Source organism: Pedobacter alluvionis, from assembly GCF_003664035.1.
Taxonomy (GTDB): Bacteria; Bacteroidota; Bacteroidia; order Sphingobacteriales; family Sphingobacteriaceae; genus Pedobacter; species Pedobacter alluvionis.
In genome coordinates, this window is sequence record NZ_RCCK01000010.1 from 624,879 (window position 1) to 646,952 (window position 22,074).

The following is a 22,074-nucleotide window of genomic DNA, read 5'->3' on the forward strand; positions in this document are numbered from 1 at the left end:
ACCGATGTTCTATTCTCAATTGAAAAAGGTTGATGGCCCATTAACCACCGAGACCGAGTTGTTGGGCGGCCTATTGAATTAATTGTAGGTTCGTCATTGCGAGGCACGAAGATAACCGAACAAAGCGAGCTCATGAATGCCTTTAAAAACAACTGCACAGATGAATAATCTTAATGCGATCGCTATAGCCCATAGAGTGAGATTGCTTCGTCGTTCCTCCTCGCAATGACGAAGCAATAAATTAAATCCCAACCTCAAACGCATAACCCAAAAATTCAGGTACATTTACACTTTCTACAATTTTCCAATCTTTTTTTTCTGCAATAAAATTGGGTTCAGGAAGGCCCGCAGATTTAGCCGCATTAGTGTAAAATTCCATTTTTGCAGGGTGGTCTGGTGAGCAGGCATTATAGGTTCTGCCGAATGCCTGTTTTTCCAAAAGTTTTACCGCCACGCCTACCGCATCTGTTTGGTGAATCAGGTTTACAGGAGCTAAACCATTTGGTACATTACTTTTTCCGGCAAAAAATCTGCCTGGGTTACGGTCAGGGCCAATTAAACCTGCAAAGCGGATCACGGTGTAGTTTTCCGGAAATAGTTCCTTAAATAGTATTTCGGCAGCTAGAACAACCTTTCCCGAATCTGTATCTGGAGCTGTTTCGCTGGCTTCATTTACTGTTTTGTTTTCATCTGCATAAACACTGGTCGAACTGATCAACACCACGTGTTTTGATTTATCTTTTGCGGCTGCTAAAATTGAGTTAACCTTTTGAGGATAATCAAGAAGTTCAGTCGAACTACGCTTTGGTGGAATGCAGATAAACAATACATCTGCATCAAAAAAATCAGGATCTGCTGAAACCTGATCAGCCGTAAAATTGATCAGAAACGGCTGAATACCTTCCGCTGAAAGTTTTGATAACTTTTCGGGAGTTGTGGTAGAGCCTTTAACCTCATAAGACAATTGAATCAGTTTTCGGGCGAATGCCAGACCAAACCAGCCGCAACCTAAAATCGATATGGTTTGAATACTGTTTTTATGTGTTGTATTATCTTGAATCATTTGCGCTAAAGATAAACAGTTGGCTTTATAATTTCCTGTGATTCATGTCAATTCTGATTTTGATACATGGTTTACATATAAACATTATCAATAAATATTAGCCTTTATAAAGATTAATCAATAATGATTATCCCTTGTCAAGATTATAACAGGCCCTGCAACGTGGCTCATAACTTTCCTTTTCGCCCAATAAAACCGTAGCTTCATCAGCAACTGTTCGGTAACTATATAGGGCAGGGTTACCACAACAAACACAAACTGCATTTACCTTGGTAACATGCTCGGCAATGGCCATCAACGCAGGCATTGGTCCAAAAGGCTTACCTGTAAAATCCATATCGAGGCCGGCAACAATAACACGTATGCCCCTAAGGGCTAGTTTATTGCAAACATCAGGCAGTTCGTTATCAAAAAACTGAGCCTCATCTATACCCACCACCTGTGTATTGGTGCCTAGTAATAAAATGGCCGAAGCGCTATCAACAGGGGTAGAGTTTATTGAATTTAAATCGTGCGAAACCACGGCAGTTTCATGGTAGCGCGTATCGGTGCGGGGTTTAAAAATTTCGACATTCAGTTTAGCAATCTGGGCTCTTTTTAACCTGCGGATCAGTTCTTCTGTTTTACCGGAAAACATAGAGCCACATACTACTTCTATACTTCCCGAAAATTCGCCCCTTCTTCTAAAATTTTGTTCGCTAAATAACATGCCTGTTTTTTTATTCCCCTATATCCGTTCTATAATTTTTAAACCGAACAAATATGAGAATTATGTGTTATTTTTGAACACATAGTTACCAACATAAATCGACTAAAATTTCGTTTTAACTTTATGATGAACCAACAGGATATTTTCAGAAAGATCGGCAGCATTTTAACAGAATTAAATGAGCAATATCAGTTTTTAGCTCAAAATCCTCAACAATTGAACGATTTGGAACTGGAACTTTTTCTCGCTAACGCCCATTTTCTTTCTGATCATGTCAATATCGTCAAAAAATTAAATGCTACGTCAGAATATAAGCCAGCTGAAGCCGGAAACCATACGTTATTAGCCGAACAGAATACCATTATACTGCCAGAAGCTGAAAAAAGTTATGCGGCAGATGATGAATGTTTCGATCCGCAGGAACTTGAAGAGGTAGTAACAGCCCAGGAAGAGGAAGAACGTGTGGATGTAAAGCCTGAACAGGAGGTACTGGACGATGAAAGGATTGAAGAAGAAAAAGCTGCTTCGATTTTGGATAAAGATTTCTTTAAACCTGACCAGGACGACCATACTTTTGAGTTTGTACTAGGTACACATGATGAAAATGATCAGTTCGATTATGAAGCAAAATCTGTTGAAGAAATTTTTGATCGTCCTTTAAGCAAAGAAGAAGCAGAGATTTTAGCACGTAAAAAAATAATTCATGAGAAGGAAGAAGCTTCAGCTCTTCAGGAGGAGCCTCTGCCAACTGAAGAAGATGAAATTGGTCCGGAGCCTTTTTTAATTCCTCACGAAGAAGAAGCGCCTGAAATAATTGCAGATGAGGCGCCTGTTGTGGCTGCTCATGTAGAAGAGCCTATACCAGTAGCTGCTAATGAGCCTATTGAGGCACTGAAGGATGTGAAACTGGATGATCCTATTATTTCGCCGCCTGTTGAGCGTGAGCGTCCATTATTTACGCCTGAAGCAGTTCCTGTAAAACCAGCTCCACAACCCGAAGCAGCTAAACCTGCACCAAGTTTAAACGACTTATTAGCCAAAACAAACAGCCAGAATAATGAACCTGTTAAAGCTCCGATTGCTGATTTAAAACAGGCGATTAGTTTAAATGAAAAGTTACTTTTTATAAAAGATCTTTTTAATGGATATAATCTGGCCTATTCGGAAGTGATTGATATCATTAATAAGATGAGCAGCTTCGAAGCTGCAGATAGTTACCTTCAGCACAATTATGCAGCGAAAAATAACTGGGCCAATAAACAAGCAACCGTTGATCAGTTTTATGAGTTGCTTAACAGAAGGTTTAGTAGGTAGGGCGGAGAGCGATAAGTGTTTGGCGGATAGCGTTAAACATTAATTATAGGATCGTCATTTCGACTGAAGCGTAGCGAAATGGAGAAATCTGTTAATGTAGATTTCTCGGCTGCGTTGCACTACGCTCGAAATGACGTATCTTTCTTAATTACGCGAAATATCGACTTCGGACTAAAGACTTCAGACTCTTAAATAAATCCCATCCGGTTAGAATCGAGCTTTAAAAAGATAAACAGCAAGATCGTAAAGCTCCATAACGACGAACCGCCGTAGCTAATAAATGGTAGCGGAATCCCGATTACCGGAATAATACCAATGGTCATTCCGATATTGATGAATACGTGGAAAAAGAAGATGCAGGCCACACTGTAGCCGTAAACCCTCGAGAAGGTAGACCGCTGCCTTTCTGCCAGATTGATCAATCTCAATAATAAAAATATATATAAGCCGATTACAACTGAACAGCCTACAAAGCCCCATTCTTCGCCAATAGTAGAAAATATAAAGTCGGTGCTTTGAGCGGGTACATAACCATATTTTGTTTGGGTACCCTGTAAAAACCCGCGCCCCGTTGCCTGGCCTGAACCAATAGCAATCTGCGATTGGATTACATTATAACCCGCGCCCTTATTATCGGCTTTAAGGCCTAACATCAGCTCGATACGGCTGCGCTGATGCGGTGCCAAAACTTTTTCGTAGGCAATTTTAACCACAAATAAATAAGCAATGGCGATAATGGTTACCAGTACGGTAGAAATAATGATTTTCTGTTTTCGCCTGTTATTGTAGATGAAAAGTCCGCCAATAGTAGTTAGGATAAGAATCAAGATGTAAGTTGGTACCAGGAAATCTGCAACAAACAGTACAATCATCCCCAGAAAAATCAACAGGAAATAACCAGATAAGCCCTCTCGGTATAAAGGGAACATAAAGGCCAGGAAAACCAGTGCAGAACCCGTATCGGGTTGCAGCATGATCAATAAAAGGGGTGCTAATACAATCAATCCGGCAATTACAATTGATTTAATATCCCTGAATTTTGGATTGAAAGTGCTCACATACCTGGCTAAAAGTAAGGCTGTACCAAATTTGGCAAACTCTGAAGGCTGCAGCCTGAATGATCCTATGGGTATCCAGGCCTGGTTTCCACCTACATTTCTTCCTACAAAGAGTACCACAACCAACAGAAAAAGGGTAGCTCCGTAAATAAATGGTGCAAATACGTTAAATAACCTCCCGTCGAACAATAAAATCGATAAACCCAATATCAGCCCGGTAATTGCATAAATTAACTGTTTGCCATAACTGCTTGCAAAATCGAAAGTGGTTGCTCCTTCGTGATGTGGAATAGAGGCATAAACATTAATAAACCCGATAGTGCATAAAGCAATGTAGATTAAAACAGTAATCCAATCCACATTAAAAAAGAAACGGCTTCCCTGTTGTTGTATCATTACTTATTGGTTACAGGTTTACGGTTTATAATGGGTTGATTTACTTTCGGTTTGGTAGCAACGGTTTGTTTTAGTATTGCAGGTTTTATCTTTAAACTGTCTTTAACCCTTTTAAGCGAATCTGCCTTTTTTAGTTTTAAGCTATCTAATTTGGTCGGTTTAACTTTTTTTGTCTTATCGATTAATGCAGGTAAAAGATTGGTTTCGGAGAACGCTTTAACGGTATAACCATTCGAACGTGGCTTAATGCTGTCAGTTAGATATTTTTCAACCATAAAACTCGAGATTGGCGCAGCATACGAACCTCCAAAGCCACCATTTTCTACAATCACCGCAATGGCAATTTTCGGATTATCCATTGGTGCAAAACCGATAAAAACCGAGTGGTTTTTGCCATGTGGGTTTTGTACGGTTCCGGTTTTACCACACATCACAATATTTGGGATCTGAGATTCTTTTGCTGTTCCCCACGGACTGTTTACCGCATCGCGCATCCCATTAATTACAATCGGGAAATATTTCTCGTCTACACCTACATAGTTTTTAACTACATATTCTTTTTTTACTACATTTTTATCGCCTATACCTTTAATTAAGTGGGGCTTTAAATAATAGCCACGGTTGGCAATTGCCGCCATTACGTTTGCCATTTGCAATGGGGTAGAAGTAATTTCACCCTGACCAATGGCCTGCGAAATTACGGTGGTGTAACCCCAGCGTTTACCATAAATTTTATCATAATGATCAGCCTGATAAAATATCCCTTTTTTTTCGAAAGGCATATCTATGCCCAGTTTCTGGCCAAAACCCCATTTGGCAATCTGTTCATGCCAGTGTGTGTAGGTTTGACGCTGGTTTTTCATGCCATTTTTGGTGATGATGTTTTGAAAAACATGGCAAAAATAGGTGTTGCAGGAACGGGCAATGCCCCTTTGCATATTAATGGTTCCGTCTATGTGTTCGCACTTTACTTTGTGATTTCCGGCCATGTAATAACCCGGACAGAAAAAGGTCGTATTTGGATCGATTGCGCCATCTTGCAATGCCACAAGGGCATCAACCGGTTTAAACGATGATCCAGGTGAATATTGTCCTGCAATAGGTCTTACAATCTGCGGACGGTAAGGGTTTGCAATCAAACTCATGTAGTTTTTACCCCAGTCTTTACCTACCAATTGGTTAGGATCGTACCCCGGGCTACTTACAAAAGCCAGAATTTCTCCGGTTGAAGGTTCGATGGCAACAATTGCACCTACTTTATTTTTCATCAGTTCTTCGCCAAGGCGCTGGATTCTGATATCTAAAGAAGAAATTAAACGATCTCCCGATACGGCATTTATATCATATTTTCCATTGGCATAACTGCCCTGGGCAATGTTTTTTGCGTCGTATAACGTATTGATCACTCCCTTTTCGCCCCTTAAAAAATCTTCATAAGAACGTTCCAGGCCACTTTTCCCGATAAAATCGCCTGGTTTATAATATCCTTCCGATTTTTCAATATCATCAGGACTTACTTCTTTTACATAACCAAACAGCTGCCCTGCAATGCTGTCAGGATAATGCCTGATGGTTCTGTCCTGCGTTCTGAAACCCGGAAAACGGTACATAATTTCCTGTAGACGCGCGTAGCTCTGTACAGAAATCTGTCTTTCGAAAAATGTCGCCTGATAAGAAGATTGTGCTTTCGCTTTTTTTAGTTTTTTACGTACATCATCAATGGTGATTTCAAGGGCATTGGCCATTGCCAAAGTATCGAAGGGCTTAACTTCATTTGGGGTGACCATTAAATCGTAAACAGGTTCATTCTGCACAATTACCTTCATGTTACGATCAAGGATGGCACCACGGGCCGGGTACTTGTAAATTTTACGCAATACGTTACTTTCGGCAGAGCTGAAGGCCTTGTCGCTAATGATCTGGATATAAAATAACTTCCCCAGTAAAATTAGGGCGACTACAATAAATAATCCTTGAACGATATATTTTCGGTTAAATAACTGATCCATTAGCGCGGTGTTCTTCTATAGAATATAAACTCTACCAATAAAATAAGAAGCAGTGTAAAGATACAACTTAAACCGCATCTCATTAAGGTATAACCAATTTCGGTTAGCCTAAATGTTTCTAAAAAGAACAGCACCAGGTGGTGAGCAATAACGCAAAGGAAAGCATAAAGAGAAAACCACTGGAAACCCATATAACTTAACGATGGTTCCGGATCGTCAATGGCATCGCGGTTTAAACTGATAGCGATAAAAGAAATCCTTACAAAAGCCAGAACAACACAAGCTGTGGCATGTACGCCCATGGTATCATAAAAAGCATCGAGTGTTAGTCCTGTTATAAAGGCCAGTAAATACAATAAAATATTTGGAATGCCGAATGGAAGCAAGAGCAGAAATAGCACGTAGATAAATGGTGTGGAAAGGTCGTAAAACCCCATATTCTTGAGCAAAAATATCTGCACAAAAAGTAGTAAAAACCACCTGATCACATTTACAATTATGATTCTACTATTCATTCGGTTTAGCGATGCTTTCTAAAGCTTTTTGCTCATCAGCCTTTTTATCTTTAACCACATATACATATTGTAATGTGCTAAAGTCAGTAAATAAATTTAATTCTGCGGATAAGAAATTATCATTCGTGGCCACATTTGCCTTGCTGATCCTACCGACCAAAATCCCCGCAGGGAATGAGCCATAACCAGAAGTAATCACACTATCGCCAACATACATTTTAATGTGGTTGGGTACCTCTTTCACAAATGCCTTTTTAATATCGAAATTTCCGTCGCCCCAAACCAATGAGCCAAGCGCATTATTCTTTTTCAAGGTCACACTAATTTTGGTGTCTTTATGTAGTAATGACTGGATGGTGGCTAAATGTGCAGAAACATCACGGATAAAACCCACTACTCCGCGTTGAGGCGCAATAACAGCCATACCACTTTTAATCCCGTCAACTGTACCTTTATTAATGGTCATGATGTTATTGCGCAAAGTGATCGAATTTTTAATCACCTTGGCTGCCAGATAAGTGTATTGTTGATTGGTAATCGTATCTACCACTTTAACATCTTTAGCCGTATCTACCGTAGTTAATCCCAGTAACTGGCTCTTAAGCTTAGCGTTTTCGGCTGCAAGGCTATCATTAACCATACCCAGATTTAAATATCGTTTAAAAATATTTAACCTGTCGTACGCCGTTCCAATTACCTCATTGCTTGAGTTTAAGGTTACACTCCGCTGATAAGCGTTGTTTTTAACCGTTAGATAGATACCAACGATAAAAAAAATGATAAATAAGAAAAATGCGTTGTATCTGCTGATGAAAATCCAAAGGTTACGCATTGCTCATGAGATATGAGATACGAGATGTGAGATATGAGTTTGATAATTAGTCTCAAATCTCATATCTCACATCTCAAATCCAGGTTATTGCATTAAGAATTTATATCCGCCAATATTTTTAAGGGCGATGCCAGTGCCACGAACTACTGCACGAAGTGGATCTTCTGCAACGTGAACAGGTAATTTAGTTTTAGCAGCTACACGTTTGTCTAATCCTCTTAATAAAGCACCACCACCGGTTAAATAAATACCTGTTTGGTAAATATCTGCCGAAAGCTCCGGAGGAGTAATCTCTAAAGCTTTTAAAATCGCTTCTTCAATTTTAGAGATCGATTTATCTAAACAGTGTGCAATTTCGGTATAAGAAACGGTGATCTGTTTTGGTACACCCGTCATTAAATCACGACCCTGAACCGCGAAATCGGCAGGAGCATCCTGCAATTCAGGTAAAGCTGCACCAACTTCAATTTTAATTTTTTCAGCAGTACGGTCGCCAATCATAATGTTGTGTTGACGGCGGATGTAGTTTACAATGTCAGAGTCGAAATTATCTCCCGCAACGCGGATAGACTGATCGCAAACAATACCTGACAAAGCGATAACCGCAATTTCAGTAGTACCACCACCTATATCGATAATCATGTTACCCATTGGCTCTTCCACGTCAATCCCGATCCCTACAGCAGCAGCCATCGGCTCATGGATCAGGTATACTTCTTTTGCTCCGGCAATCTCTGCAGAGTCGCGTACCGCACGTTTTTCTACTTCAGTAATACCAGATGGGATGCAGATTACCATACGTAAAGAAGGAAACATCCAACCTTTACCACCGTTAAGCATACGGATCATTCCTTTAATCATTGCCTCAGCAGCATTGAAATCGGCAATTACTCCATCTTTTAGTGGCCGTACGGTTTTAATATTATCGTGGGTTTTACCCTCCATTTGCATTGCCTGACGACCTATAGCAATGACTTTGTTTGTAGTACGATCGAAAGCAACGATAGATGGTTCATCTACAACTACTTTGTCGTTATGTATAATCAGGGTATTCGCAGTGCCTAAATCGATGGCAACTTCTTGCGTAAACCAGTTAAATAATCCCATGTATAAGGTATGTTTTCTTTATTTTATCAAATCTATACTATTCCTAATGTAAAAATAGCTTTTTTATTGTTTTAAGTTTTATTTTCTTCAGTTATTAAATTGTTTTTAAGGCAATTAAAATGTTTGGAAAATAAAAAGCTAAAAGACCAAAGCTAAAAGACTAAAGTTTTTAAGTCATTAGGCTTTATCAGGATCTTCGCTTTAAGCTTTAGTCTTTCGGCTTTAAGCTCAAACTAGTGTTTAAAGTGTCTTATTCCAGTGGTTACCATGGCAATACCTTTTTCGTTTGCTTTTGCAACAGAATCGGCATCTTTAATCGATCCGCCTGGTTGCAAAACAGCCGTAATTCCGGCTTCGGCAGCAATTTCAACACAATCAGGGAAAGGGAAGAAAGCATCAGAAGCCATTGCAGCACCTTTAACGCTGAAACCAAATGAAGCAGCCTTTTCAATTGCTTGTCTTAAGGCATCAACACGTGAGGTTTGGCCAACACCACTTGCTATTAAAACATCATCCTTAACTAAAACAATGGTATTCGACTTAGTATGTTTTACAATTTTGTTGGCAAAGAACAAATCTTTTAGCTCTTGTGCTGTTGGTGCTTTATCGGTAACGGTTGTCATTTGCTCCGGACCTTCGATGATTAAATCTTTATCCTGCTCAATTACACCATTTAATAATGTTTTAAATTGTTTTTTACTCAATTCAACCTCATTGCGTTGTAAAATAACGCGGTTTTTCTTTTTGCTGAACAGCTCAACTGCTTCTGGCTGGTAAGAAGGAGCAATCAGCACCTCAAAAAACAAGTTATTAATTTCTTGTGCAGTCTCAAGGTCAACTTCCACATTGGTAATCAGTACGCCACCGAAAGCTGAAACAGGATCGCAGGCTAAAGCATCAACCCAGGCTTGTTTAACGGTAGGGCGTGAGGCAATACCACAAGCATTGGTGTGTTTTAATATCGCAAAAGTTGGATCTTCAAATTCATCGATTAAAGCAACAGCCGCGTCCACATCAACCAGGTTGTTATAAGAAAGCTCTTTACCGTTAAGTTTGGTAAACATGGCATCTAAATCGCCATAAAATACACCTCCCTGATGCGGGTTTTCACCATAACGTAAAGTTTTAGCTTCAGTTACACTTTGTTTAAAAACATCAAGTGGCTCTTCAGTATTGAAATAATTGAAAATTGCAGTATCGTAATGAGAAGAAGTATGGAAAGCCGTTTTAGCAAATGTTTTACGCTGTGCTAAAGTAGTTTCGCCATTTTGTTCTGCCAATTGCGCTTCTAAAGTAGGATAGTCGTTTTTTGAGGCGATAATCACAACATCGTTGAAGTTTTTAGCAGCGGCACGGATTAAGGAAATACCACCGATGTCTATTTTCTCAATAATTTCTTCTGGTGTTCCGCCTGCTTTTACAGTTTCTTCAAAAGGATATAAGTCAACAATAACCAGGTCAATCTCCGGAATTTCATATTCAGCAATCTGCTCCTGGTCGCCAGCCAATGCTCTACGGTTTAAAATTCCGCCGAATACTTTTGGGTGTAAGGTTTTAACACGTCCGCCTAAAATAGATGGATAACCAGTTAAATCTTCAACCGCCGTAACAGGAAGGTTTAAATCTTTGATGAATTGTTCTGTTCCACCGGTAGAAAATAATTGTACACCTTGAGCGGCTAACAATTTTACCAATGGCTCCAAACCATCTTTATAATATACTGAGATTAAAGCGTTTTTGATTTTAATGGATTGACTCATTCGACTGAAAATTTTGAGCCGCAAAGGTAGTAAAACAGGATTGTTTTTTAATGAGATTTACCGATCAATATTAAATTTTATTCCGCTATATATAATAAGGTAGCGTTGCCAGTCAGGTTAACTATGCTAAAGTTTATTTTAATAGCCTTATTAATCTGCGGCGAATCATTTATTTGCTGATCTTTTTAACAATGGTTTCTACCACACGAGGATAATGCTGGTGCTCAAGTTGCTGTCCTTTAAACTTTACCATTTCCAGGTTGTCGTTTTTGTCTATTCTGTAGCGGGCCTGGTAAATGTATTCACCTTCATCATAGCTTTCATTCACGTAATGAATGGTGATTCCGCCTTCGGTTTCGCCTGCAGCCATCACGGCATGGTGTACATGATCTCCGTACATGCCCTTTCCGCCAAATTTTGGAAGGATAGCAGGGTGGATGTTTACAATTCTGCCCGGGTAGGCGTGGATCAGGCTTTTAGGGATCAGCCAAAGGAATCCGGCCAGTACAATAAAATCAATTTCAAGATTTTTAAGCAGGTCTACTACCTCATCTGTGTGGTAGAACTCATTCCTGTCGAAAATATGAGTGGGGATTTCGAAATTATCAGCTCTCTGTAATACATACGCATCGGCATTGTTGGTCAATACCAAAGATATTTCTATTTCATTACTCCGCTTAAAATGCTCCATCAGCTTTTGGGCATTAGAGCCGGAACCTGATGCAAAGATGGCTATTCTTTTTTTCACTCAAAATCGTTTTGCCCAAAAATAGTATTTTTAAGACTGTTTTCTCTATCGAAAAGAATTTTTATTCATTTATGTTAAAGTATTATTAATGAATAATTTTAATGTATTTTTGCTGTTCGGAAATAGGGTTCAATTTTAATGAAAAAAAAGTTGAAAGTGTTTTGTAATTTAAAAACATTAATCCTATATTTGCAACCCGAATTATAGGAAACGAATAAGAAAAATAAAAGGCTAAATAGAAATGGCAAATCATAAATCTTCATTAAAAAGAATTAGAGCAAACGCAACAAAACGTTTACGTAACAGATATCAGGCAAAAACTACACGTACCTTTATTAAAAGATTACGTGCTGCAGAAGATAAAAAATCTGCATCTGATTTATTGCCAAAAGTAATCTCTATGTTAGATCGTTTAGCTAAAAAGAATATTATCCACAAAAACAAAGCGGCTAATAACAAATCAAAATTAACGAAATTCGTTAATGGTTTAAAATAAGCCAATTTTTTTACGATATTAAGGCATCCTAACCAAAAGTTAGGATGCTTTTTTTTGTCTAAAAAAATGAAGAATTACGAACAGAAAGTAGGGATAAAGTTATGGGCTGAAGAAGATCGGCCACGCGAAAAACTTTTATTGCATGGCCGAAGACATTTAACAGATGCCGAACTGATTGCTATTTTAATTGGCTCTGGAAGTAAAAATGAAACCGCTGTCGACTTAAGTAAAAAGATTTTGTCGTTTTACGATCACAATTTAACAAAACTGGGAAAAGCTTCTATTCTGGATCTTTCCAGGTTTAAAGGTATTGGAGAAGCCAAAGCACTAACTATTATTGCCGCTTTAGAGCTAGGTTTGCGGCGAAAGGAAACCACAGAAGAGGTGATTACACATGTAACTACTTCTAACGATGTTTATAAATATTTACATCAAACCTTTGCTAATCTCAATCATGAAGAGTTCTGGATATTACTGCTAAACAGGTCTAACCGGGTAATCGGTAAATTTTTGATCAGTAAAGGCGGGCAGGCAGGTACAGTAGCCGATCCGAAAATTATTTTTAAAACAGCTTTAGAAAACAATGCGGCAAATGTTGTTTTGGCACATAACCATCCTTCAGGAAATTTAAAGCCCAGCGAAAGCGACGATAAGTTAACCAGGGATATGGTTGCTTCAGGGAATTTGCTTAGTTTGTATGTGGTTGATCATCTGATTTTTGCCAATAACCGTTACTATAGTTATCGGGATGAAGATTTAATTTAAAAGATATTCGGTTGTTAAAGTACAATTAACGTTAAATTAGTATAATAGCGGCTTAAAATTAAATATCACTGGTTAGCCAGCATTAATTAAATTGTGTAATTATATTTATGAATACTCTAAAAATCATCCCTGTTTTTCTTTTATTAACGATTATGGCTTTCGCTCAGGAAAAAGCGGTTCCAATTAATATTATTACGTATAATATCCGCTTAAATGTAGCATCAGATGGTGTTAACGCCTGGCCAAACCGAAAAGACAATGTAAAAGCTTTAGTGAAATTTCACGATGCAGATATTCTTTGTGTACAGGAAGCCTTGCCTGAACAGTTTGATGCGCTTTTGGAGAATTCCAATTTCGATGTGGTAGGAGTTGGTCGTGAGGATGGTAAAAGAAAGGGCGAATTTTCTGCCGTTTATTTTGATAAAGATCGCTTCACTAAAAAAGATGGCGGAACGTTTTGGTTGTCAGAAACACCAGATGTCCCTTCAAAAGGATGGGATGCCGCACTGAACCGTGTATGCAGCTGGGTTAAATTGTACGATAAGCTGAATGCAAAAGAATTTATCGTTTTTAATACGCACTATGATCATATTGGGGTGAAAGCGAGAATTGAATCGGCTAAATTGTTGAAACAGAAAATACAGCAGATTGCACCAGCATTGCCTGTTATTTTTACCGGCGATTTAAATGTAACACCTGAAACTGAAGCCATTGCAACCATTAAATCTTTTCTCACCGATGCTAAAGAGATTTCTGTAGAGCCACCTTATGGTCCTGCAGGTACTTTTAATGGTTTTCATTTCGATAGCGACCTGAAAGACCGGATTGATTATGTTTTTGTAAACAAAGGTTTTAAAGTGCAAAAGTTTGCTGTTTTAACCGATAGTAAGGATAAAAGGTATTATTCTGATCACTTACCTGTATTTTGCCGTTTATTCTTTAAATAAATGCTGTTAAAATCTGCATCACCATTTCCTTTTCAATTCGAACTTTTCGGAGAACAATATCATTATCATTATATTTTCGAAACCCTGGCATTTATTGTTGGTGTAAGGATGTATTACTATTATAAAAAAGGCATCGTAGATCAGATTTCTGACGAAAACAGGCTTTGGATTATGTTGGGAGCCATGTTTGGCGCATTGATAGGATCTCGGGTGGTAGCTGTACTGGAAACTCCCGAGGTAATCAATCACCTAACGTTTTCAATTTTATATCAAAGTAAAACCATTGTTGGCGGCTTGCTTGGCGGTTTGTTTGGTGTCGAATTGATAAAAAAGATAATAGGTGTGAATATTGCTTCTGGAGACATCTATGTGATCCCCATTTTAGTGGCGCTGATTATAGGCCGTATTGGTTGCTTTTCCATGGGGATTGATGAACCAACTTATGGCGTTCCCACTCATTTTTTTATGGGTATGGATGTGGGCGACAGAATCCTTCGGCACCCGATAATGCTCTACGAGATGATTTATCTCCTGTTGTTAATTTTTCTTTTTAACAGATTAAAACTGGTGGAAATGATTAACGGGGATCGATTTAAACTATTTATGGTATTGTATCTTCTATTTCGCTTCTTAATCGAATTTATTAAGCCTTACCATTCATTATTTTTAAATTTAAGCAGTATTCATTGGTCTGCATTGTTTATTTTTATTTATTATTATAGATTCATCATCCGGATTTCTAAACAGATAGCTGCTAAAAAGTAAACACTATGGCCAATACCAGAGATTATATATACTACGATTATACCAAGAGCCTTTGTCCGGAATGTTTACAGCTTTGCGATGCGAAAATTGTTTTTCAGGATGCTAAAGTGTTTATGTTGAAAAACTGCAGAACGCATGGTGATAGTAAAGTGATGATTGCCGATGATGTTGAATACTACAAACAGATCCGGAATTACAATAAACAATCGGAAATGCCGCTTAAGTTCAATACCAAAGTGCATTACGGTTGCCCTTACGATTGCGGTTTGTGTACTGATCATGAACAGCATTCGTGCTTAACGGTAATAGAAGTTACTGATCGTTGCAACCTGGCTTGTCCGACATGTTATGCCATGTCGTCGCCAAGTTATGGCAGGCACCGTACGCTGGCAGAAATAGAACGCATGATGGATGTGGTAGTGGCGAACGAGGGTGAGCCTGATGTGGTACAACTCTCAGGCGGAGAACCAACGGTACATCCTGAGTTTTTTAAGATTTTAGATCTTGCCAAAACTAAACCCATTAAACACCTGATGGTGAATACCAATGGAATCAGGATTGCCAAGGATATTAATTTTGTGGAAAAACTGGCAACTTATATGCCTGATTTTGAAATCTACCTGCAGTTTGATAGTTTCAGTCCCGAGGTATTAACAAAGCTAAGAGGCGAAGACCTTACCGAAGTGCGAAGAAAGGCTATCGATCATTTAAATCAGTTTAATGTATCTACTACTTTGGTGGTAACCTTGCAAAATGGGTTGAATGATCATGAAATTGGTGATATTTTAGATTATGCATTAAAGCAGAAATGTGTTCGTGGCGTTACTTTCCAGCCTACCCAGGTTGCCGGAAGAAATGATGATTATAATGATCAGCAGGGAAGAATCACCTTAACTGAGGTACGCAGAAAAATTTATGAGCAATACCCAACCTTTACCCCACAAGATTTAATCCCTGTGCCATGTAATCCCGATGCACTGTGTATGGCTTATGCTTTAAAAATCGGTGATGAGGTGATTCCGATGACACATTTGATCAATCCCGAAGATTTGCTCAACAATTCAAAAAATACCATTGTTTTTGAACACGATGAAAAATTGAAAGAACACATGCTCAACTTGTTTAGTACAGGTGTTTCAGTAGATTGTGCCGAAGATACCTTTGGCGAACTGATGTGTTGCCTGCCCAGGGTAAAATCAGATAGTTTAAGTTATGACAATTTATTTCGGATCATTATCATGAATTTTATGGACCCGCTGGACTTTGATGTACGTGCAGTTAAAAAATCATGTGTACATATTGTGAGCGATAAATACAAAATGGTACCCTTCGAAACCATGAATATTTTTTACCGTGACAATAAAATAGATTTAATCAGGGAAAAATTAAATATGAACTAATATGGATGGTTTATTTGGCTTATTTGTAATTTATTGTCTTACCGCAATTGTACTTTTTGTAGTTGGCCTTATTCAGATTATTATTAAATCGTCCAGAAACGAACCCGTAAAACCCGGGCTAAAATTGCTTATTATTTCAGTAATTATGGTGGTAATCGGTTTTGGTGCTTGTGCAGTATTACTCGCCAACAGTTAATTTCAAAATAAATCATGGAACTTTTTATTGTATACTGGGTAATTGTCGGATTGTTATTTACAATTGGTATCATTCAAATCATTGTAAAAGCAGCTAAAAATCAACCTGTTAAGCCAGGACTTAAATTGGTTATTGCTTCAGTGATTATGCTGGTAATCGGAGCGGGGGCATGCGCGGTAATTCTATCTAATTTAAATATTGGCCATTAGTCATTTTTATTGTGTCAAGATTGCGGGTTTGGCTTTCTCCTTTAACCTTTAAATAATATCTTTGCGTTTTATAGAAATAGAGTATCAGTTCAGATTTGTCTTGATACCTGATACTCAAACTTGATACTCCAAAATGAAAATATCATATAACTGGTTAAAACAATTCGTACAGATTGATAAAACACCTCAGGAACTTTCCTTAATCCTTACCAATGTTGGTTTAGAAGTAGAAAGTGTAGAAAAAGTGCAGCCCGTTGTGGGCGGCTTGGAGGGTTTGGTTATCGGCGAAGTGTTAACCTGTGTTCAGCATCCAAATGCCGATCGTTTGCGCATTACTACGGTAAATGTTGGCGGTAAAGAAAACCTTCAGATTGTATGCGGTGCTCCAAATGTAGGCCCTGGTCAAAAAGTAGTAGTAGCCACAGTGGGTACAACGGTATATCCTTTAGAGGGAGAGCCTTTTAAGATAAAAGAATCAAAAATCAGGGGCGAACTTTCTCAGGGCATGATCTGTGCAGAAGATGAAATTGGCTTAGGAAAGTCTCATGATGGAATTATGATCCTTGACGAGGATACCGAAATTGGGATCCGTGCAAAAGACCATTTCAAAATGGATGATGATTTTGTTTTCGAAATCGGATTAACCCCAAACCGTGCCGATGCGGCTTCGCATTTAGGTGTGGCAAGAGATTTAGCGGCTTATTTCAGAAGTGAATATGAAATGCCTGATCTTTTAACTTTTAAAACAGATAACGAAAATCTGGTAATTTCCGTTGAAGTAGAAGATTTGGCCGCTTGTCCGCGTTACAGCAGCCTTACCCTTTCTGGCGTTACCGTGAAAGAATCGCCGGAGTGGTTGAAAGATAAATTAAAGGTAATTGGTTTACGTCCGATCAATAATGTGGTTGATATTACCAATTATGTACTTCATGGTTTAGGTCAGCCTTTACATGCTTTCGACGCCGATAAAATTACCGGAGGAAAAGTAATCGTGAAAAAAGTTGCTGAAGGAACACCGTTTATAACCCTTGATGATGTGGAGCGTAAGTTAAGTGCAGATGATTTAATGATCTGCAATACTGAAGCGCCAATGTGTATCGCGGGTGTTTTCGGTGGAAAGTCTTCTGGTGTTGACACCAATACCAAAAATATTTTCTTAGAAAGTGCTTACTTTAATTCGGTTTCTGTACGTAAAACATCAAAAAGACATGGCTTAAAAACCGATGCCTCTTTCCGTTACGAGCGTGGCACCGATCCGGAGATTACAGTTACGGCTTTAAAATACGCGGCTTTATTGATTAAAGAACTGGCTGGAGGCGAAATTTCTTCATCAGTTTCTGATATTTATCCAAGTCCTATCAAACCGTTCGAATTTGAAGTAAGTTATACCAATATCAATAAATTAATCGGTGCAAATATTCCTTCAACCGAAATCAAACACATTATTACAGCTTTAGGTATTTCAGCAACCAATACTTCTGATGATACTTTAGCTTTAAGAGTGCCATCGTTTAAAGTTGATGTGACGCGTGAGTGCGATATTACTGAAGAAGTGCTGCGTATTTATGGTTATGACAATATCGAAATTCCGGCAAAGGTAAATGCCTCACTTTCATATAGCGTTAAGCCTGAAAAAGAAAATACGCATAATGTAATTGCAGATATGCTTGCCGCTAATGGTTATGCAGAAATTATGTGTAACTCGTTAACTAAATCGGCCTATTCGAAAAATTTAGATGAAGCCGTATTTATTCTAAATCCTTTAAGCAGCGACTTAAATGTAATGCGCCAGAATTTATTGATGCCGGCATTAGAAAGCGTAGCCTACAACCAAAACCGTAAAAATGCTGATGTAAAGTTTTATGAATTCGGTAAAACCTACCATTTGATCAATGAGCAATATGTAGAGCGCCCAAGGTTGTTATTGTTGATTTCGGGCGCTAAACAAAGCGAGCAATGGAACCATAATGCTAAGTCATCTACTTTCTATAATTTAAAATCAGCAGTTGATGCAATCATATCACGTTTAGGTATTGCAAGCTATCAGTCTGACGATTTAAATGATGAAAACTTTGCTTACGGAATTAAATATTTCCGTGGAGATAAAACACTGGTAAGTTTTGGTGCGGCTTCAAAAGCGGACCGCAAAGTGGCTGATGTAAATGCGGAAGTATTTTATGCTGATTTCGATTGGGCAACCTTATTAGATATTGTAAGGAAAAATAAAATTGTACATAAAGATGTTTCTAAATACCCGCAGGTTCGTCGCGATCTTTCATTGTTGATTGATCAAAATGTAACTTTCGATACCTTAAAGGGTATTGCATTTAAAACCGATAAAAAGCTGATCAAGGAAATTGGTGTATTCGATGTATACGTTGGTGATAAATTGCCGGAGGGGAAAAAATCGTATGCCTTGAATTTTATTTTGCAGGATGAGGAACAAACCCTAACCGATAAGCAGATTGAAAACACGATGCAGAAATTAATCGCGAATTTAACGGCACAAGCTGGTGCAGAAATTAGGAAATAAAATATAAATTCGTATTTTTAGAAATAAATTCATGACTTCTGTTTCAGATCAGTTAGATAAGGTATTACAAAAAACAGCTCAGGTAATTGAGTTATGTAATGCGCTACAGGAAGAAAATGATTTATTAAAGCTTGAAAATCAATCGTTAAAAGTAGCACTCGATACAGCGAAAGGCAAAAATTTGGAACTTGACGAAAAATTAAGGGTTACAAAATTGGCTAAAAGTATAGAGGGAACAAGTGAAAAATCGCTTGACATTAAACAAAAAATTAACGATTTTGTGCGTGAGATTGATAAGAGTATTGCATTATTAAAAAAATAATGATGCAAAGAAATCAGAAACTAAGCTAAACAAATGGGAGAAATCTCGATTAAAATAACCATTTCCGACCGTATTTATCCACTAAAGGTGAATATGGAAGAGGAAGAAATTGTGAGACGGGCAGCAAAAATGATCAATGAACGCATAAAAGATTATCAGGATAATTATGCGGTTAGAGATAAGCAGGATCTTCTTTCTATGGCCGTGTTGCATTATGCAACAGCCGTATTAAGAACAGAAAACAAAGTACAAAGTCAGGATACTGCTGTTGCCGATAAAGTTGAAGAATTGGATGTTTTACTCAATAATTTCTTTTTAAAATAAGGTTCGTTCTTTCGGCAATTCGTCACTCTGAACTTGTTTCAGGGCCTGTTTAATAAGCTCCCGAAATAAATCCGGGAACTATCTGATCAGGATGACAGTGCCAATATTTAGCATTAAAACATAGCCGCGGCTAGTTTTTGAGTTTCAAATTTTATAAAACTTAACACTTCAATATCTATAGGGTTAAGAGGGCGTATTTCATCTGCTATGGCACCTGAAAATGGCTTAAACCCTAATTATGCTTAGTTGAGGTTTAAAATGTATGAGACTTTAAAGATTAGTTGCGGTTTTTTTTTACTTAAAAAACAAAATGGAAATAGTTGAAATATTAGGATATGTATTTGCCGTAATAGCGGGTATAGCTATCGGAGTAGTGGTAGGAAGATTCCTCCTGCGTAACTTGCTTAAACAGCAGGAAGTTGCCGCACAAAACAAAGTGAAAAAGATTTTAAAAGATGCAGAAAACAATGCAGAGATTTTAAAAAAGAATAAACTTTTAGAAGCAAAAGAAAAGTTTTTGCAAATGAAAGCGGAGCATGAGCAAGAAGTGAATGCCAAAAACAATAACATTAACCAACGCGAAAACACCATGAAGCAGAAAGAGCAATCGGTGAACCAGCGCATGGAAAACTTCAATAAAAAAGAACAGGAACTCGATAAGCACAAAAGCAACCTCGAAAAACAAACTGAACTTGCTATTAAAAAGCAAGAAGAGGTAGAAGTGCTTAAAAATCAACACCTAACACAATTGGAAACTATTGCAGGTTTATCGGCCGAAGAGGCTAAAAACCAGTTGGTAGAAAACCTAAAAGAAGTTGCCCGTACACAGGCCATGATCCAGATTAAGGATATTGTTGATGAAGCCAAGCTAACTGCGAGCAAAGAAGCTAAAAAAGTGGTTATCCAAACCATTCAGCGTACGGCCACCGAAGCTGCGATTGAAAACTCTGTTTCTATTTTTCATATCGAAAGTGACGAGATTAAAGGTCGCGTTATTGGTAGAGAAGGTAGAAATATCCGCGCTTTAGAAGCTGCAACCGGTATTGAGATTATTGTGGATGATACACCAGAAGCCATTATTTTATCCGGTTTCGACCCGGTAAGAAGAGAAATTGCCCGTTTAGCTTTACACCGTTTGGTAACAGATGGTCGTATCCACCCGGCGCGTATTGAGGAAATTGTAGCGAAGACCAAAAAACAGATCGAAGATGAGATTGTAGAAATTGGTGAACGTACCGTGATCGATTTAGGTATTCACGGTTTACACCCTGAACTGATCCGCATGGTTGGTCGTATGCGTTACCGTTCATCTTATGGCCAAAACCTGTTACATCACTCTCGTGAAGTAGCAAATTTCTGTGCTACTATGGCTGCAGAGTTAGGTTTAAATGCTAAAATGGCCAAACGTGCAGGTTTATTACACGATATAGGTAAAGTGCCCGATGATAATCCTGAATTGCCACACGCAATTTTAGGGATGCAACTGGCCGAAAAATATAAAGAGCACCCTGAAATCTGCAATGCCATTGGTGCCCACCACGATGAAATTGAGATGACTTCAATGATTTCTCCAATCATTCAGGCTTGTGATGCTATTTCTGGTGCCCGTCCGGGTGCCCGTCGTGAGGTAGTAGAAAGTTACATCAAGCGTTTAAAAGACCTTGAAGAACTGGCTTTATCTTACCCTGGTGTAGAAAAAACTTTTGCTATCCAGGCTGGTAGAGAGTTACGTGTAATTGTAGAAAGTGAACGCATTACCGATGCACAGGCAGAACTTTTAGCCGCCGATATTTCAACACGTATTCAAACCGAAATGACCTATCCTGGACAGATTAAGGTTACCGTAATTAGAGAAACCCGTTCTGTAGCATTTGCGAAGTAAAGAAAGCAATTTGCCGAATCGTCATCCTGAACTTGTTTCAGGATCTTAGTAGTAGGGGATGCTGAAATAAATTTACCTCTAACCTCGGTTCGTGTCCTCACGAAACGATACGGCAAAAAGTTAGTGAAGACACAAACCTTGGCGAATGAATTAAACAATATATTAAGCGATGGAATATCCATCGCTTTTTTTATTTTTACATAATGAGCAAGCAAACCATTCAAATTGAACCAAAGAGACCTGTAGATGTGCTTTTTGATAAGTACGCCGAAAGTCACCAAAATCCGACTAACAAACTGGTACACTGGATCTGTGTTCCATTAATTGTATTCAGTTTATTGGGTTTAATCTGGCAGATTCCTTTTCCGCATATTGGCTTTTTAGGTAGCTATAACGGTTTCTTTAACTGGGCTTCGTTCCTTTTGGCCTTTAGCTTATATTATTATTTCACTTTATCACCTGTATTGTTTTTTCTGATGATCTGGGTGGTCGGCCTAATGAGTTACATCATCGTCAAAATTGAGCAGGCGGTAGGCTTGGGTAGTGGGACGGCCTATGCCATTTATGCAGCAATATTTGTTGCGGCCTGGATTGGTCAGTTTATTGGTCATAAAATTGAAGGAAAGAAACCATCATTCCTGGATGATGTTAAGTTTTTGTTAATAGGTCCAATCTGGTTATTGCACTTCATTTGCAAGAAAGCGGGTATTCGTTACTGATTCTA

The 22,074-nt window shown here is 38.4% G+C and carries 22 protein-coding genes; 13 read left to right on the forward strand and 9 right to left on the reverse strand.

Going from position 1 to position 22,074, the window contains the following annotated elements; genetic code table 11:
• Nucleotides 1-241: 241 nt before the first annotated feature.
• Together BCL90_RS02735 and BCL90_RS02740 are read right to left on the reverse strand one after the other, a co-directional pair.
• Nucleotides 242-1,063, reverse strand: coding sequence for an SDR family oxidoreductase (locus tag BCL90_RS02735; RefSeq protein WP_121282467.1), 822 nt, complete (start codon nucleotides 1,061-1,063; stop codon nucleotides 242-244).
• Between the two features lie 127 nt (nucleotides 1,064-1,190).
• Nucleotides 1,191-1,772: a thymidine kinase gene (locus tag BCL90_RS02740; RefSeq protein WP_121282468.1), complete on the reverse strand. Its 582-nt coding sequence runs from the start codon at nucleotides 1,770-1,772 to the stop codon at nucleotides 1,191-1,193.
• 123 nt (nucleotides 1,773-1,895) lie between these two features.
• Here BCL90_RS02740 and BCL90_RS02745 point away from each other — a divergent pair, with 123 nt between their 5' ends.
• On the forward strand, nucleotides 1,896-3,086 hold the full coding sequence (locus BCL90_RS02745) for a hypothetical protein (protein ID WP_121282470.1): 1,191 nt from the start codon (nucleotides 1,896-1,898) through the stop codon (nucleotides 3,084-3,086).
• Between the two features lie 188 nt (nucleotides 3,087-3,274).
• On the opposite strand, the gene rodA is transcribed toward BCL90_RS02745, so the two are convergent.
• The 7 genes from rodA to purN all read right to left on the reverse strand — a co-directional run bounded on the left by rodA (nucleotide 3,275) and on the right by purN (nucleotide 11,511).
• A complete protein-coding gene (gene rodA, locus BCL90_RS02750) occupies nucleotides 3,275-4,540 on the reverse strand; it encodes a rod shape-determining protein RodA (protein ID WP_121282472.1) in 1,266 nt (421 codons plus the stop codon).
• Nucleotides 4,540-6,549: a penicillin-binding protein 2 gene (mrdA, locus tag BCL90_RS02755; RefSeq protein WP_121282473.1), complete on the reverse strand. Its 2,010-nt coding sequence runs from the start codon at nucleotides 6,547-6,549 to the stop codon at nucleotides 4,540-4,542. The genes rodA and mrdA overlap by 1 nt, the downstream gene beginning before the upstream one ends.
• A complete protein-coding gene (locus BCL90_RS02760; protein ID WP_121282474.1) occupies nucleotides 6,549-7,064 on the reverse strand; it encodes a rod shape-determining protein MreD in 516 nt (171 codons plus the stop codon). Before BCL90_RS02760 ends, mrdA begins: the two co-directional genes overlap by 1 nt.
• On the reverse strand, nucleotides 7,057-7,896 hold the full coding sequence (gene mreC, locus BCL90_RS02765) for a rod shape-determining protein MreC (protein ID WP_121282476.1): 840 nt from the start codon (nucleotides 7,894-7,896) through the stop codon (nucleotides 7,057-7,059). Before mreC ends, BCL90_RS02760 begins: the two co-directional genes overlap by 8 nt.
• An 84-nt stretch (nucleotides 7,897-7,980) precedes the next feature.
• Nucleotides 7,981-9,003, reverse strand: a complete 1,023-nt coding sequence (locus tag BCL90_RS02770) for a rod shape-determining protein (RefSeq protein WP_010601761.1) — start codon at nucleotides 9,001-9,003, stop codon at nucleotides 7,981-7,983.
• A 233-nt stretch (nucleotides 9,004-9,236) separates the two neighbouring features.
• Complete coding sequence (gene purH, locus BCL90_RS02775) at nucleotides 9,237-10,763, reverse strand: bifunctional phosphoribosylaminoimidazolecarboxamide formyltransferase/IMP cyclohydrolase (RefSeq protein ID WP_121282478.1); 1,527 nt, start codon at nucleotides 10,761-10,763, stop codon at nucleotides 9,237-9,239.
• A gap of 169 nt (nucleotides 10,764-10,932) precedes the next feature.
• Nucleotides 10,933-11,511, reverse strand: a complete 579-nt coding sequence (gene purN / locus BCL90_RS02780; protein ID WP_121282479.1) for a phosphoribosylglycinamide formyltransferase — start codon at nucleotides 11,509-11,511, stop codon at nucleotides 10,933-10,935.
• A gap of 241 nt (nucleotides 11,512-11,752) precedes the next feature.
• Between purN and rpsT the strand changes: the two genes are divergently transcribed.
• The 12 genes from rpsT to BCL90_RS02840 all read left to right on the forward strand — a co-directional run bounded on the left by rpsT (nucleotide 11,753) and on the right by BCL90_RS02840 (nucleotide 22,069).
• On the forward strand, nucleotides 11,753-12,007 hold the full coding sequence (rpsT, locus tag BCL90_RS02785; protein WP_029277289.1) for a 30S ribosomal protein S20: 255 nt from the start codon (nucleotides 11,753-11,755) through the stop codon (nucleotides 12,005-12,007).
• Nucleotides 12,008-12,073: 66 nt separating this feature from the next.
• On the forward strand, nucleotides 12,074-12,772 hold the full coding sequence (gene radC / locus BCL90_RS02790; protein WP_121282481.1) for a RadC family protein: 699 nt from the start codon (nucleotides 12,074-12,076) through the stop codon (nucleotides 12,770-12,772).
• A gap of 107 nt (nucleotides 12,773-12,879) precedes the next feature.
• A complete protein-coding gene (locus tag BCL90_RS02795) occupies nucleotides 12,880-13,719 on the forward strand; it encodes an endonuclease/exonuclease/phosphatase family protein (protein WP_121282482.1) in 840 nt (279 codons plus the stop codon).
• Nucleotides 13,720-14,484, forward strand: a complete 765-nt coding sequence (locus BCL90_RS02800; protein WP_121282484.1) for a prolipoprotein diacylglyceryl transferase — start codon at nucleotides 13,720-13,722, stop codon at nucleotides 14,482-14,484.
• 5 nt (nucleotides 14,485-14,489) lie between these two features.
• Entirely contained in the window at nucleotides 14,490-15,884 is a 1,395-nt protein-coding gene (locus BCL90_RS02805) for a radical SAM protein (RefSeq protein WP_121282486.1), read from the forward strand.
• Between the two features lies 1 nt (nucleotide 15,885).
• Nucleotides 15,886-16,080 carry a hypothetical protein gene (locus tag BCL90_RS02810; RefSeq protein WP_121282488.1) on the forward strand — a complete coding sequence of 65 codons (195 nt, stop codon included), beginning with the start codon at nucleotides 15,886-15,888 and terminating at the stop codon, nucleotides 16,078-16,080.
• Between the two features lie 14 nt (nucleotides 16,081-16,094).
• Nucleotides 16,095-16,289 (forward strand): hypothetical protein, encoded by a 195-nt coding sequence (locus tag BCL90_RS02815; RefSeq protein WP_121282490.1) that lies wholly within the window; start codon nucleotides 16,095-16,097, stop codon nucleotides 16,287-16,289.
• Between the two features lie 133 nt (nucleotides 16,290-16,422).
• Complete coding sequence (gene pheT / locus BCL90_RS02820) at nucleotides 16,423-18,822, forward strand: phenylalanine--tRNA ligase subunit beta (RefSeq protein ID WP_121282491.1); 2,400 nt, start codon at nucleotides 16,423-16,425, stop codon at nucleotides 18,820-18,822.
• 31 nt (nucleotides 18,823-18,853) lie between these two features.
• Complete coding sequence (locus tag BCL90_RS02825) at nucleotides 18,854-19,144, forward strand: hypothetical protein (protein ID WP_121282493.1); 291 nt, start codon at nucleotides 18,854-18,856, stop codon at nucleotides 19,142-19,144.
• Nucleotides 19,145-19,177: 33 nt separating this feature from the next.
• Nucleotides 19,178-19,468, forward strand: coding sequence for a cell division protein ZapA (locus BCL90_RS02830; protein WP_121282495.1), 291 nt, complete (start codon nucleotides 19,178-19,180; stop codon nucleotides 19,466-19,468).
• A 310-nt stretch (nucleotides 19,469-19,778) separates the two neighbouring features.
• Nucleotides 19,779-21,350 carry a ribonuclease Y gene (gene rny, locus BCL90_RS02835; protein WP_121282496.1) on the forward strand — a complete coding sequence of 524 codons (1,572 nt, stop codon included), beginning with the start codon at nucleotides 19,779-19,781 and terminating at the stop codon, nucleotides 21,348-21,350.
• Between the two features lie 203 nt (nucleotides 21,351-21,553).
• A complete protein-coding gene (locus tag BCL90_RS02840; RefSeq protein WP_121282498.1) occupies nucleotides 21,554-22,069 on the forward strand; it encodes an Mpo1 family 2-hydroxy fatty acid dioxygenase in 516 nt (171 codons plus the stop codon).
• The last annotated feature ends 5 nt before the right edge of the window (nucleotides 22,070-22,074 follow it).

What these genes read in the sequence shown, in the direction of transcription:
- BCL90_RS02735 (WP_121282467.1), bottom strand. Translation starts at nt 1,063, where the DNA reads ATGATTCAAGATAATACAACACATAAAAACAGTATTCAAACCATATCG.
- BCL90_RS02740 (WP_121282468.1), bottom strand. Translation starts at nt 1,772, where the DNA reads ATGTTATTTAGCGAACAAAATTTTAGAAGAAGGGGCGAATTTTCGGGA.
- BCL90_RS02745 (WP_121282470.1), top strand. Translation starts at nt 1,896, where the DNA reads ATGATGAACCAACAGGATATTTTCAGAAAGATCGGCAGCATTTTAACA.
- rodA (WP_121282472.1), bottom strand. Translation starts at nt 4,540, where the DNA reads ATGATACAACAACAGGGAAGCCGTTTCTTTTTTAATGTGGATTGGATT.
- mrdA (WP_121282473.1), bottom strand. Translation starts at nt 6,549, where the DNA reads ATGGATCAGTTATTTAACCGAAAATATATCGTTCAAGGATTATTTATT.
- BCL90_RS02760 (WP_121282474.1), bottom strand. Translation starts at nt 7,064, where the DNA reads ATGAATAGTAGAATCATAATTGTAAATGTGATCAGGTGGTTTTTACTA.
- mreC (WP_121282476.1), bottom strand. Translation starts at nt 7,896, where the DNA reads ATGCGTAACCTTTGGATTTTCATCAGCAGATACAACGCATTTTTCTTA.
- BCL90_RS02770 (WP_010601761.1), bottom strand. Translation starts at nt 9,003, where the DNA reads ATGGGATTATTTAACTGGTTTACGCAAGAAGTTGCCATCGATTTAGGC.
- purH (WP_121282478.1), bottom strand. Translation starts at nt 10,763, where the DNA reads ATGAGTCAATCCATTAAAATCAAAAACGCTTTAATCTCAGTATATTAT.
- rpsT (WP_029277289.1), top strand. Translation starts at nt 11,753, where the DNA reads ATGGCAAATCATAAATCTTCATTAAAAAGAATTAGAGCAAACGCAACA.
- radC (WP_121282481.1), top strand. Translation starts at nt 12,074, where the DNA reads ATGAAGAATTACGAACAGAAAGTAGGGATAAAGTTATGGGCTGAAGAA.
- BCL90_RS02795 (WP_121282482.1), top strand. Translation starts at nt 12,880, where the DNA reads ATGAATACTCTAAAAATCATCCCTGTTTTTCTTTTATTAACGATTATG.
- BCL90_RS02800 (WP_121282484.1), top strand. Translation starts at nt 13,720, where the DNA reads ATGCTGTTAAAATCTGCATCACCATTTCCTTTTCAATTCGAACTTTTC.
- BCL90_RS02805 (WP_121282486.1), top strand. Translation starts at nt 14,490, where the DNA reads ATGGCCAATACCAGAGATTATATATACTACGATTATACCAAGAGCCTT.
- BCL90_RS02810 (WP_121282488.1), top strand. Translation starts at nt 15,886, where the DNA reads ATGGATGGTTTATTTGGCTTATTTGTAATTTATTGTCTTACCGCAATT.
- BCL90_RS02815 (WP_121282490.1), top strand. Translation starts at nt 16,095, where the DNA reads ATGGAACTTTTTATTGTATACTGGGTAATTGTCGGATTGTTATTTACA.
- pheT (WP_121282491.1), top strand. Translation starts at nt 16,423, where the DNA reads ATGAAAATATCATATAACTGGTTAAAACAATTCGTACAGATTGATAAA.
- BCL90_RS02825 (WP_121282493.1), top strand. Translation starts at nt 18,854, where the DNA reads ATGACTTCTGTTTCAGATCAGTTAGATAAGGTATTACAAAAAACAGCT.
- BCL90_RS02830 (WP_121282495.1), top strand. Translation starts at nt 19,178, where the DNA reads ATGGGAGAAATCTCGATTAAAATAACCATTTCCGACCGTATTTATCCA.
- rny (WP_121282496.1), top strand. Translation starts at nt 19,779, where the DNA reads ATGGAAATAGTTGAAATATTAGGATATGTATTTGCCGTAATAGCGGGT.
- BCL90_RS02840 (WP_121282498.1), top strand. Translation starts at nt 21,554, where the DNA reads ATGAGCAAGCAAACCATTCAAATTGAACCAAAGAGACCTGTAGATGTG.